10 protein-coding genes are annotated in these 12,299 nt (G+C 71.5%); 5 read left to right on the top strand and 5 right to left on the bottom strand.

All coding sequences use genetic code 11. The annotated features are described in order from the left end of the window. Positions 1-75: 75 nt before the first annotated feature. From OG406_RS18220 to ccsB, 5 genes are all read left to right on the top strand, one after another. On the top strand, positions 76-1,332 hold the full coding sequence (locus OG406_RS18220) for a hypothetical protein (protein ID WP_203658730.1): 1,257 nt from the start codon (positions 76-78) through the stop codon (positions 1,330-1,332). Positions 1,333-1,398: 66 nt separating this feature from the next. Next, positions 1,399-2,022 carry a TlpA family protein disulfide reductase gene (locus OG406_RS18215; protein WP_164369547.1) on the top strand — a complete coding sequence of 208 codons (624 nt, stop codon included), beginning with the start codon at positions 1,399-1,401 and terminating at the stop codon, positions 2,020-2,022. A 5-nt stretch (positions 2,023-2,027) separates the two neighbouring features. Next, entirely contained in the window at positions 2,028-2,807 is a 780-nt protein-coding gene (locus OG406_RS18210; RefSeq protein ID WP_385390698.1) for a cytochrome c biogenesis CcdA family protein, read from the top strand. A gap of 3 nt (positions 2,808-2,810) precedes the next feature. Then, positions 2,811-4,643 carry a cytochrome c biogenesis protein ResB gene (gene resB, locus OG406_RS18205; protein ID WP_266847541.1) on the top strand — a complete coding sequence of 611 codons (1,833 nt, stop codon included), beginning with the start codon at positions 2,811-2,813 and terminating at the stop codon, positions 4,641-4,643. After that, a complete protein-coding gene (gene ccsB / locus OG406_RS18200; protein WP_267051516.1) occupies positions 4,640-5,758 on the top strand; it encodes a c-type cytochrome biogenesis protein CcsB in 1,119 nt (372 codons plus the stop codon). Before resB ends, ccsB begins: the two co-directional genes overlap by 4 nt. 79 nt (positions 5,759-5,837) lie before the next feature. On the opposite strand, the gene OG406_RS18195 is transcribed toward ccsB, so the two are convergent. From OG406_RS18195 to OG406_RS18175, 5 genes are all read right to left on the bottom strand, one after another. Continuing rightward, the gene (locus OG406_RS18195; RefSeq protein WP_164369549.1) at positions 5,838-7,382 is read right to left on the bottom strand and encodes an ABC transporter substrate-binding protein; all 1,545 of its coding nucleotides are present in this window, start codon (positions 7,380-7,382) and stop codon (positions 5,838-5,840) included. Beyond that, positions 7,382-9,502 (bottom strand): hypothetical protein, encoded by a 2,121-nt coding sequence (locus tag OG406_RS18190; protein ID WP_329186684.1) that lies wholly within the window; start codon positions 9,500-9,502, stop codon positions 7,382-7,384. Before OG406_RS18190 ends, OG406_RS18195 begins: the two co-directional genes overlap by 1 nt. A 130-nt stretch (positions 9,503-9,632) precedes the next feature. Continuing rightward, positions 9,633-10,616 carry an isopenicillin N synthase family dioxygenase gene (locus OG406_RS18185; protein WP_329186683.1) on the bottom strand — a complete coding sequence of 328 codons (984 nt, stop codon included), beginning with the start codon at positions 10,614-10,616 and terminating at the stop codon, positions 9,633-9,635. Next, the gene (locus OG406_RS18180) at positions 10,609-11,067 is read right to left on the bottom strand and encodes a nucleoside deaminase (RefSeq protein ID WP_266615585.1); all 459 of its coding nucleotides are present in this window, start codon (positions 11,065-11,067) and stop codon (positions 10,609-10,611) included. Before OG406_RS18180 ends, OG406_RS18185 begins: the two co-directional genes overlap by 8 nt. Before the next feature lie 57 nt (positions 11,068-11,124). Then, positions 11,125-12,297: an abortive phage infection protein gene (locus OG406_RS18175; RefSeq protein ID WP_443067086.1), complete on the bottom strand. Its 1,173-nt coding sequence runs from the start codon at positions 12,295-12,297 to the stop codon at positions 11,125-11,127. Between the last annotated feature and the right edge of the window lie 2 nt (positions 12,298-12,299).

Below are 12,299 nucleotides of genomic sequence, written 5' to 3'. Positions count from 1 at the left end.
CCGCGTCTTCATCGTGCCCTCTCATGGGGTGCCAGCTGAGAGCCAGCTGAGAGGGTGCGATGAAACGAGGACCGTATGCGGGACGTCAGCCGGAGGGGAATGATCGGTCTCGGGGCAGGTGCCGCGGCCGCGATGGGACTTGCCGCGTGCGGCACCGCGCAGAAGGACGCCGTGGGTCACGCCGGTGGTTCCCCCACGGCGGGCAGCGGCAGGCCGGGCACCCCGAAGCGGACCGTGCGTCCCATCGGTGACGGCTCCACCGCCTACACGGGCAAGCAGCCGCACCAGCCCGGGCAGCCCGTGCCGCTGGAACCCGGCGAGACCCCGCCGCAGTTCGTGGTCTTCTCCTGGGACGGCGCCGGCGAGGTCGGCACCGGTCTCTTCGAGCGCTTCCTGCAGCTCGCCAAGGAGAACGAGGCGCACATGACGTTCTTCCTCTCCGGGCTGTATCTGCTACCCGAGTCGAAGAAGCGCCTCTACGACCCGCCCAACAACCCGCGGGGCGCCTCCGACATCGGCTACCTCAACGACGACCACGTCCGGTCCACGCTGAAGCTGGTGCGCCAGGCCTGGCTCGACGGGCACGAGATCGGCACCCACTTCAACGGCCACTTCTGCTCCGGCTCCGGCTCGGTCGGCAACTGGACGCCCCAGCAGTGGCGCAGCGAGATCGCGCAGGCGAAGTCGTTCGTCACCGAGTGGCGCACCAACACGGGCTGGACCGATCTGCCCGCGCTGCCCTTCGACTACGAGAAGGAGCTGATCGGCGCCCGCACCCCGTGTCTGCTCGGCCAGGACAACCTGCTGCCCGCCGCCCGCGAGCTGGGCTGGCGTTACGACGCCTCCTCGCCCGGCGGTGTGCAGCGCTGGCCGCAGAAGAAGGAGGGGCTGTGGGACCTGCCGCTCCAGGCGATCCCCTTCCCCGGGCACCGCTTCGAGGTCCTCTCCATGGACTACAACATCCTCGCCAACCAGTCGATCGCCACCACCCGGGCGCCCTCGTACAACTACCCGGCCTGGCGCACCCAGGCGACCAACTCGTACATCTCCGGATTCAAGCGGGCATACGAGACGAACCGGGCACCCTTCTTCGTCGGCAACCACTTCGAGGACTGGAACGGCGGCATCTACATGGACGCCGTCGAGAAGGCCTTCAAGTACATCGCCCACGAGAAGAGCAAGGGCGCGGACGTGCGGCTCGTCTCCTTCCGGCAGTTCGTGGACTGGCTGGACGTGCAGCGGCCCGAGGTGCTGGCGAAGCTCCAGTCGATGGACGTCGCCGAACAGCCCGCGGGCGGCTGGAAGTCGTACCTTCGGGGGCAGGCCGCCTGATATGCGGGTTTCCGCCCGCAAGGGGGGTGCGGAAGATCCCCGAAACGGGCATGCGAAACTTTTCACATGAGTGCCGCCTGCCGCGCAGACCAGCGCCCGATCCGCACCCGTCGCCGCGCCGCCCTGCTGACCGCCGGGGCCGCCGTCGCCGCGCTCGTCCTGACCGCGTGCGGGTCGGGCGGCACCAAGGGCGGTGCCGGCGGCAGCGGCTTCGTCGCCGGCAAGGACGGCATCTCGACGGTGGCCAAGGCCGACCGCGTGGCCATCCCCGACCTCTCCGGCAAGACCGTCGACGGCAAGCAGCTCGACGTCGCGGACTACAAGGGCAAGGTCGTCGTCCTGAACGTGTGGGGCTCCTGGTGCCCGCCGTGCCGGGCCGAGGCACCCAACTTCGTGAAGGTCGCCAAGGAGACCGCCGGCCAGGGCGTGCAGTTCGTGGGCATCAACACCCGTGACGCGAACGTGTCGCTGGCGCGGTCCTTCGAGAAGGACAAGGGCGTCACCTACCCCAGCCTGTTCGACCCGACGGGCAAGCTGATGCTCCGCTTCAAGAAGGGCACGCTCAACCCGCAGACGATCCCGTCGACGCTCGTCATCGACCGGGACGGGAAGATCGCGGCCCGCACGCTCCAGGCGCTCAGCGAGGACAAGCTGCGCGAGATGCTCGACCCCGTCCTCGCGGAGAAGTGACCGGCGTGTCCCTCCTCCACTCGTCCACGTATCTCGCCTCGGGCGACCTGAGCACCACGGTCTCCAGCGGGGCCCTGCTGCTCGCCCTGCCCATCGCGGTCCTCGGCGGGCTCGTCTCCTTCTTCTCCCCGTGCGTCCTGCCGCTCGTCCCCGGCTATCTCTCGTACGTCACCGGGGTCAGCGGCACCGACCTGGCGGACAGCAGACGCGGACGGATGGCCGGCGGCGCGAGTCTGTTCGTGCTCGGCTTCACCGCCGTGTTCGTCTCCGGCGGGGCCCTGTTCGGCTACTTCGGGTCGACGCTGTTCGCGTACCAGGACACGCTGTCCAAGGTGCTCGGCGTCCTCATGATCCTCATGGGCGTCTTCTTCATGGGGATGATGCCCTGGCTGACGCAGCGGGAGTTCCGCTTCCACAAGCGGCCGGTGACGGGCCTGGTCGGGGCCCCGATACTGGGCGCGCTGTTCGGCATCGGCTGGACGCCCTGCATCGGCCCGACCCTCGCCTCCGTGCTGGCGCTCTCCTCGAACGAGGCGAGCGCCGGACGAGGGGCCATACTGACCGTCGCGTACTGCCTCGGTCTCGGCGTGCCCTTCGTGCTCGCCGCCGTCGCCTTCCGCAAGGCGCTCGGCGCGTTCGGCTGGGTCAAGCGCCACTACGTCTGGGTCATGCGGATCGGCGGCACGATGATGATCGTGACCGGCGTGCTCCTGCTCACAGGAGCCTGGGACAGCCTGGTGCAGCAGATGCAGACGTGGTCCAGCGGCTTCACGGTAGGGATCTGATCCATGAGCACGACCGACACCGGCAACACCCGCGACTCCGCCGCGACGCCGGAGGACGACGGCGCGCCGGACCCGGTGAGCCCCAAGCGGCACATCGGGGTGAGCGCCGACGGCGAACTCGGCGAGGCCGGTTCCCAGCTGTCCACCGCTCCCGTCGAGACGGCGATGCCCGGCTCCTTCGGCGGCAGACGCAAGCCCGGCGCGGCCGGCTGGATCGCCTGGACCGGCCGTGAGGTGACCGGCTGGGTCCGCTGGTTCTGGCGGCAGCTCACGTCGATGCGGGTCGCGCTGATCCTGCTCTTCCTGCTGTCGCTCGGCGCGATCCCCGGCTCGCTGATCCCGCAGTCCGGCACCGACGCGGCCAAGGTCCAGGACTTCAAGGACGCGCACAGCCTGCTCGGCCCGGTCTACGAGCGGCTCGGCCTGTTCCACGTGTACAGCTCGGTGTGGTTCTCCGCGATCTACATCCTGCTGTTCGTCTCGCTCATCGGCTGCATCGTGCCCCGCACCTGGCAGTTCGTCGGGCAGCTGCGCGGGCGTCCGCCGGGCGCCCCCAAGCGGCTGAACCGGCTGCCCGCCTACGCGACCTGGCGCACCGACGCCGAGCCCGAGCAGGTCCGCGAGGCCGCGCTCCGGGTGCTCAAGCAGAAGCGGTTCCGCGCACACGTCGAGAAGGACGCCGTCGCCGCGGAGAAGGGCTACCTGCGCGAGACCGGCAACCTGCTCTTCCACATCGCGCTGATCGTGATGCTCGTCGCCTTCGCCTGGGGCCAGCTCTTCAAGTCCGAGGGCAACAAGCTGATCGTCGAGGGCGACGGCTTCTCCAACACGCTCCTGTCCTACGACGACTTCAAGTCCGGCAACCTCTTCAGCACCGACGACCTGACCCCGTTCAGCTTCGACCTGAAGAAGTTCACCGGCACCTACGAGCGGACCGGCCCCAACAAGGGCACCCCCCGCACGTACCAGGCGGCCGTCGACTACAGCGTCGGTGCCTACGGCAAGGAGAAGAAGACCGTCGTCAAGGTCAACGAGCCGCTCGTGATCGGCGACTCGAAGGTCTATCTCACGGCCCACGGCTACGCGCCCACGGTGACGGTCCGGGACGGCAAGGGCAAGGTCGTCTTCCACGACGCCGTGCCCCTGCTGCCGCTCGACTCGAACGTCACCTCGCAGGGCGCCATCAAGGTGATGGACGGTTACAAGAACGCACGGGGCGCGGGCGAGCAGCTCGGCTTCTCGGCGTTCTTCGTGCCGACCTTCGCCGGCGCGGGCAAGGGCGACATGTTCTCCCAGTTCCCGTCGCTCGACTACCCGGTGCTCGCGCTGAGCGGCTACCACGGCAGCCTCGGCGTCGACGCGGGCCTGCCGCAGAACGTGTACCAGCTCGACACGGCCAACATGAAGCAGTTCAAGGACGCCAAGGGCGACATCCTCAAGAAGCGGCTGCGGCCCGGCGAGACGATGACGCTGCCGAACGGCGCCGGCTCGATCACCTTCGACAAGGACATCAAGGAGTGGGCGAACTTCCAGGTCACCCAGCAGCCCGGCAGTGACTGGGCGCTGGCCGGGGCGTTCGCCGCGATCTTCGGCCTCGCCGGTTCGCTGTTCATCCAGCGCCGCCGCGTGTGGGTCCGGGCCACCACGGGCGCCGACGGTGTCACCGTCGTCGAGATGGCCGGGCTCGGCCGCAGCGAGTCCGCGAAGCTTCCCGAGGAGCTCGGCGACCTGGCCGCGCTCGTCCACGCTTCTGCGCCCACCAAGCCCGACGATGACGCGGCACCCGCCGACGCCGAAACCCCCGTACCCGCCGCCGAAGGGGCTGAGAAGCAGTGACGCTCGCCACCGCCCACGACCTGGGCGCCGTGACCGATCTGGCCACCGCGACCAACGAACACCTCGCCAACGTCAGCAACACGCTGATCTACTCCGCGATGGCCGTCTACACGCTGGCGTTCTTCGCGTACATCGCCGAGTGGCTCTTCGGTAGCCGCAGCAAGGTCGCGCGTACCGCGAACGCCCTCACCGCGGGAGGCGAGAAGGCGGCCGCCGCACCCGAGGTCACCGTGCAGACGGCGGGCGGCACCGCCGTCCTGGCGCGGCCCAAGGTCGTCACCCGGTCCGCGACCGGTGCGCGGGACGTGCCCGACGGGCCCGGCGCGCACGGCGGCGACGAACAGGGCGACCTGTACGGCCGGATCGCCGTGTCCCTCACCGTCCTCGCGTGGGCCGTCGAGGCGGCCGGCGTGGTCGCCCGCGCCATGTCGGTGCGGCGGGCGCCGTGGGGCAACATGTACGAGTTCAACATCACCTTCTCCACCGTGGCCGTCGCGGTGTTCCTGGTGCTGCTCGCGCTGAAGAAGAACGTGCGCTGGCTCGGCCTTCCGCTGGTCACCACGGTCCTGCTCGACCTCGGGCTCGCCGTCACCGTCCTGTACACCGCGAGCGACCAGCTGGTCCCGGCGCTGCACTCGTACTGGCTGTACATCCACGTGTCGACCGCGATCCTGTGCGGCGCCGTCTTCTACGTGGGCGCCGTCGGCACGCTGCTCTACCTGTTCAAGGACAGCTACGAGAACAAGCTCGCGAACGGCGGGCAGCCGGGCCGGTTCGCCACCTCCGTCATGGAGCGGCTGCCCGCCTCGTCCTCGCTCGACAAGTTCTCCTACCGGGTGAACGCGGCCGTCTTCCCGCTGTGGACGTTCACGATCATCGCGGGCGCGATCTGGGCGGGCGACGCCTGGGGCCGCTACTGGGGCTGGGACCCCAAGGAGACCTGGGCGTTCATCACGTGGGTCGCGTACGCCTGCTACCTGCACGCGCGGGCCACGGCCGGGTGGAAGGGCCGCAAGGCCGCCTACATCGCCCTGATCGCCTTCGGCTGCTGGCTGTTCAACTACTACGGCGTGAACATCTTCGTCACCGGCAAACACTCCTACGCGGGCGTCTGACCCGCCCGGACGCGAAGAGGCCGGCCCCGGTGACCTGTGTCACCGGGGCCGGCCTTCGTCGTACGGACGGCAGACGGGACTACGAGGGCGGGAGGCACTCCGCCGCCGGGGGTTTTCCCTCCGGCCAGGCGAGGCGCACGAAGCGGGCGTGGCTGTCGGGGGTCAGCTCCACGATCGGGACCGCCTTGTCGTACGGGTTGCCGTGCGCGTCCAGGCAGATCCAGCCGCTCGCCCCGTTCACCCGGAGCTGGCGGCCCTTGACCTGCGGCCACTGCAGACCGACGTCGGCGAGCGCCGGGACGCGTCCGGTCGGCGAGGCCCCCCGGATGCCGCGCACCGCGAGCCGCATGGCGTCGTACGCGATGATCAACTGGCCGTCGTCGAGGGCGACCTGGCCGAGCGGTCCGACCGGCCCCCGCTCGGCGCTGTCCAGCAGCCGCTGGAGGACGACGGCGTCGGCCTTGCCGCCGCCGGTGCGGGCGTGGTCCTTCAGCCAGGCGTCGGGATGGGCGAGTGCCGTGTAGCGCACCGACAGCAGCGGGTCCTTGAGCGCGGCCGGGTCGAGGTCCTTGTCGCCCGCGAGGTACGAGCCCTCGTCACCGGTGAGGACGGTGAAGCGGCGGTCGGAGCAGCCCCGGGCGCCCAGCGCGTTGATGAACTGGCGCAGCTGGGTGTGCCGGCCGGCGAACAGGACCGTGTCCGTCGCCTTCGGGGTGTTGCACAGGATGGTGGCGATCTGCGCGAAGACGTTGGCGGTGCTGCCCTCCTTGCTGCGGTCGGCGGGCGGGGTGAACGGCTGGGCCTCGTAGCGCGCGCCCTTGAGCATCTTCTCGAACGAGCCCTGGAGCGTGCGCGTGTAGGGGTCGCCGGTCCGGTCGTAGACGAGGAAGGCGTTGGCGGCGGACACCTTGGCGAAGGAGGCGAGGGCGCGGGCCTCGTCGGTGTTGGTGGGGGACACGCGGGCGAGGCCCGGGAAGGGGTCCTTGCCGTTCTGTCCGTTGGCCAGGTCGTCGGCGGTGATCGAACTCCCTATCACCGGTATGCCGCGCCGGGTCAGCTCGGCCACCGCCCGCTTGTTGTTCTCGGTGCTGAGCCCGACCCCGGTCACCGCGCGCAGCCGGTCCGCGCTCCTCGTCATGCGCTCCAGCTGGTCGACCGTGTGCCGCCAGGAGGCGCCGGTGGCACCGGGGTTGGCGAGGACGAGCCGTATCTTCGGCTTCAGCCCGGTCGTGTCGTGGTTGGCCTGGTACTGCGCGAGGTAGGCGCCCTGGAGTTCGTGCTGTACGTCGTTCAGGTTGTCCGCGTCGGTGGCGGTGAAGGGTTCGAGCAGGGCGACCGTGACGTAACTGCCGGGCGCCAGGCGGTGGTTCTCCCGGTTGATCGCGCGCACCGTGTCGGCGAACCGGGCGCGTCCGAAGGCGTACGTCGTCGAGGAGACGCCCACGCACTCGTCGCGGTCCGGGGGCTGGACGACCCCGGGTGCGCAGGACCGGTTCTCCTTGGTGGCGGTCAGGCCGCCCCAGACGCCGAGGCCCACCAGGACGGCGGCGAGCGTCAGCGCCACGTACCGGCGGAAGCGGATCTCCCAGACGTCCTCGCGCAGCCACACCCACAGTCGGGCCATCAGCGGCCTCCGTCCTCGTCGCCCGGGATGCGCAGGGGCCGGCCGGCGAGGGCGTCGGCGGGCCAGTCCCGCGAGGCGCGCCACAGCAGGGCGTTGCCCGCGGGCCGCAGGTTCGACAGCTGTTCCAGTTCGAACCGCAGCCGTTCGGTGACGCGCGGGTCCGGCAGGACCAGCGGGTCGGTCAGCTGCCACACGGCGTGCAGCAACCGCCGTACGCGCAGGTGCAGGACGGCGTCGACGCCCTCCGGCGGCCGGTGTGCGGCGTCCGTGCGGCCGAGGGCCACGGCGGCCCGGTGGTCGTGGCCGTCGAAGTCCCGGCCGTCCGGGTCGTGTGCGTGGTAGTAGGGCGCGGAGGCGATGAAGACCAGCGTGGACAGCCAGCCCCGGGTGTCGGTGCGCGGGAAGGTGTCGCGCAGATGCGCCACCGCGAAGTCCACTTTTCCGAGGGCGAGTTCGTGGTGCAGCCGGTAGCGGGCGCTGTCCGGGGGTGCCGACTCGCCGGGGTGGTCGGAGTAGTGGTCGACGAGGGCGCGGTGCACCGCCCGCCACCGTTCGTGGTCGGGGTCCGCGTGGTGCAGCCGCAGCAGGAGCAGCGCGCGCAGGAACGGGTCGCCGACGAACTGGCCGTCGGCCGTCGCCCAGCCCTCGGAGGCGAGCCGTTCCTCCAGGTCGAGGACGCCGGAGGCGCCGAAGTCCTCGGGGAGCCGGGACTCCGCGAGCGAGCAGGCCGACGCGCGGTCGTGGGCGGCGGCCAGCACGGTCAGTTCGTCGAGGCGGCCGCCGGGCACCAGCCGGGCGAGGAGCTCCTGATGGGCGGGGCGGCCGGCGTGGTCCTCGTGCAGGGCGACGTCGGCGGTCAGGAGCGCGCCGAGCGAGTCCGCGCCGACGGGCAGGTTCTGCCGGGCCGAGGCCGCCAGCAGGGTGATGCCGAGCGGGCTGCCGCAGGTCAGCCGGTGGGTGGCGTGCGGGAGTTGGGCGGGCAGGCCGTCCGGGCCGCCGGTGGTTCCGGTGCCGCCGGTCGCGGTGTCCATGATGTGCAGGGTGTCGTCGGGGGTCAGGGGCGGCAGTGCGACGAGCAGGGCCCGCGAGGACGGCGAGGTGCCGGGCCGCCAGTCGGTCTCGCGCGCGGTGTCGGTCAGGGTGAGCCGGCCCGCGTTGCGCAGGGCCGGGTGTGCGTGGCCCCGGAGCGCGGCGAAGATCACGGCCCGGTCCGCGATGCCGTCGGCGCGGTCGCGCAGCACCGGTTCGAGGAGGCCGAGCCCGGCGGGCTCCTGGACGTTGTCGATGAGCAGGACCGGGCGGCCCCGCCGGTGGGAACGCTGCACGACGCCCGCGTACGCGTCGTCGAGGTCGGCGAGCAGGGCCCGGACCAGATGGCGTTCGGCGTGCCGGCGCGAGTCGCCGCCCGCCCGGAAGTGCCGGGAGAGCAGGATCAGCGCGAGCTTGGGGCTGCCGCCCGCGTTCGGGTAGTCCCGGTACCAGGTGGCGGCCTTGCGCAGCCGGCGGTGGGCGGGTGCGACGCCCTCCGCGAAGGCCTCCAGGGTGGCCTCGATGATGGGTTCCACCACGGGGCCCGTCCCGCTCATCGACGCGACGAGCTTGGAGACGACCTTGCTCACCCAGCGTCCGGCGAACCCCGACAGCCACGAGTCGGTCTCGTTCAGCAGCAGGATCCGTTCCGCCTCCTGCCGGATGCGGGGCACGTCCCGGTTGCTCCAGCCGCCCGCCGCCACGGCGAGGAGGCCCGAGGAGAGGCGCGGGAACGCGATCCTCCCGGCGCCCTTCACCGGTTCGGCGAGCTGCTCCGCGGTCGTGGTGAGCGCCTGGCCGACCGGGGACCAGGACTCCGCGGGGCGTTCGGCGGGCGGCGCGGCGAACTGCCGGTCCTCGCCGTCGACCAGGGCGACCGGTGTGTGCCACCGGTAGGCCTCGCGCAGTTCCCGGAGCACGGCGGTCTTGCCGAGCCCCCGGCCGCCGGTGAGCACCACGAAGGGTGGTTCATCCGCGTGTTCGTACGGTGTGGCGCGCAACTGGTACGGACGCAGTCCGACCAGCCGTGACGCGAGTCCGGGCGGATCGGTGTCGAACAGCGCCCCTCTGCCGTGCAGCCCTGAGTGCACCGCATCTCCCCCTGGTCCGCGGTCCGGTCCGATGTGCTGCTGTGAGGTGTATCAACAACAGTGTAAAAAGGGGGAGTTGATTCGGGATAGGGCACTTGGTGACTGTTCGGTTACGAAAACGTTCGGACTGTCAACCGACGGTGATCGATTTAAGCTTCTCCCGCAGGTAGACGTGCGAGTCGACGGGTTCGTACGCGATCCGGCCCACCGGGGCGGGCACCGACTCGACCAGCGTCCCCGGCGTGCATTCGCCGAAGTAGACGAGCGAGATCAGCTCCTCGGCGGGCGCGTCGGAGGGCGGCGGCAGGACGCGGTGCCGCCCCGAACGCCACCGGTCGCCCGTCCAACGGGCCATCAGGTCGCCGATGTTGACGGTGAACGCGGCCGGGTCGAAGGGCGCGTCCTCCCAGCCGCCCTCGTCCGTGAACACCTGGAGCCCGCCCTTGCCCGCCTGCCGGTCGAGGAGGGTGACCGTGCCGAAGTCGGTGTGCGGGCCGATCCGGAACTGGCCCGGCTCCGGCGCGCCGACGACGTCCGTCCCCGGATACCAGTTGATGTTGAAGCCGTACGTGGGGTGGTCCATGTGCCGGGTGAAGAAGTCCGGTTCGAGGCCGAGCGCCTCACCGAGCAGCACCAGCAGATGGTTCTCCAGCTCGGCCATCCGTGCCAGGTACTCCTCGCACAGGGCCCGCAGCCCGGGGGCCTGGGCGGGCCAGACGTTCGGCGCGTACCACTCGGCGTTCGTCTCCGGGTCGGCGAACGGCTCGTGCGTCGCGAACGTCAGCGACTCCTTCAGGTCCGGCGGGGTCTCGGTGCCCTCCGCGTAGCCGTTGGCCTCGGCACCGGGACCGAGCCAGCCGCGCCCGCCCACCTCGGTGGCGTACCGCTGCTTCGTCGCGGCGGGCAGCGCGAAGAAGGCGCGGGCCGCCTCCCTGATCCGGACGCGCAGCGCGGGGTCCACGCCGTGGCCGGTGACGAGCAGGAAGCCGGCCGTCCGGAGCGCCTCGTCGACGGTCCGGGCGATCGCGTCGCGGGTCTCCGCGTCCCCCGTAAGCCAGGGGCGCAGGTCGACGGTCGGGACGCGCGGCGCCGCGGGGGCCTCGGGGTCAGTCACCGATGTCCTCGTTCCACAGGTCGGGGTTGCCGTCGATGAAGTCGCGCATCAGGCCCGTGCACTCGGGGTCGTCGAGCAGCACGATCTGCACACCGTGCTCGGCGAGCCAGTCGTGGCCGCCGTGGAAGGTGGCGGCCTCGCCGACGACCACCCGGGAGATGCCGAACTGCCGGACCAGGCCGCTGCAGTACCAGCAGGGCGAGAGGGTGGTCACCATCGTCGTGCCGCGGTACGACCGCTGCCGTCCGGCCGCGCGGAACGCGGCCGTCTCGGCGTGCGTCGAGGGGTCGTCGTCCTGGACGCGGCGGTTGTGGCCCCGGCCGAGCAGGGTGCCGTCCGCTCCGTACAGCGCGGCTCCGATGGGGATGCCGCCCTCGGCAAGCCCGGCGCGGGCCTCCGCCACGGCGGTCGCGAGCCATGCCCGCGCCTGTGCCTGATCGATGCGCTCCATGACCCCACTCTGCGGTGGGCGTCCCCCGAGGGCAACGTGCCCCGGGCCGTGGCGCGGTCAGGCGCGGCGGTGGCGGCCGTACTGGCGGGCCAGCGCGTGGAAGGCCTCCTTCGGCTCCCAGTGGACCCCGGCGGCCGGATCGCCGGGACGCTTCTCGATGGTCTTCGTGATGCTGTAGCTCGCCATGTCGAGGTCGTGGCGCGGGTCGTGGCGGCGGTGCGGGGCGTCGCGGGTGACGAAGGTGTACGCCATCGCCGCGTACAGGCCCGCCGCCTCGAACGCGGCCAGCACGTCCGTGAGATACGCGGCCTGCGTGCGCTCGCTGCGGACCAGCCCGGCCTTGATCTCCGGCGGGTCCTTCGTGTAGTCGACGACGTCCCAGCCCATTCCGCCCTGCTCCGGCGCTCCCTCGAAGGTGCAGCAGCCGAACTCCATGACGGCGACGGGCTTCCCGAAGCGTTTGTACTGCGCGAGGTCGCGGAGGTAGTCCGACGGGCGCCGGAAGAACGAGTAGTAGTCGATGCCCACGAGGTCGAAGAGGCCCCAGTCGACGTCCTCGTCCTGGGCGGCGGCGTACGTCAGCGGCCCGCGGAACACGGACCGGCCCGTCTTCGCCGCCTTCGCGGTGAACCGGTGCAGCCGCCGCGCCATGACGACGGGATCGAAGTTCCCCTTGAGCAGGTTCTCCACCCGCTCCTGGATGTTCGCGCCGGGCACGATGCCGGGGACGTACAGCACGAACTCGCAGCCGACGCTGAGGTGCACCCCGGCGCCCTGCCGGCGCAGTCGCTCGGCGGAGCGGCCCGTCTCCGCGAGATGGTCGAGGATGTCCCGCTCGGGCACGTCGCCGAGCGTCGGTTCGAGCCAGACGTGCAGTCCGCGCTCCGCCGCCTCGGCCGCCGTCGCGGTGAGCCGTCCGACGCCGTCGCCGGTCACCTTGACCGCGTCGGCGTGCAGGTCGTGGGCGACGGCGCGCAGGTCCGCGCGCATGGCCCGGACGTTCCAGCCCGTCGCGGGACTCTCCCCGTCCCCGATCTCGTACACCACGCCCCGGTGGGTGAGCCCGCGCCGGGCGCTCGCCGTCGGCGCCGTCGTGCCCGCCCGCTCCCGTGCCGTCAGCGGTGGCCGGCCCGCGGGTGTCGCCCCCGCCCGTGCCGCCGCTCCGACGGGCAGCACGGCGGCCGCGCCCCCGACGGCCGCGGCCATCCCCAGAAACCGTGCCCGGCTCATCC

The organism is Streptomyces sp. NBC_01428, from assembly GCF_036231965.1.
Classification (GTDB): Bacteria; Actinomycetota; Actinomycetes; order Streptomycetales; family Streptomycetaceae; genus Streptomyces.
The sequence above is the reverse complement of the archived record's forward strand: the minus strand, read 5'-3'. Positions and strand labels throughout refer to the sequence as shown.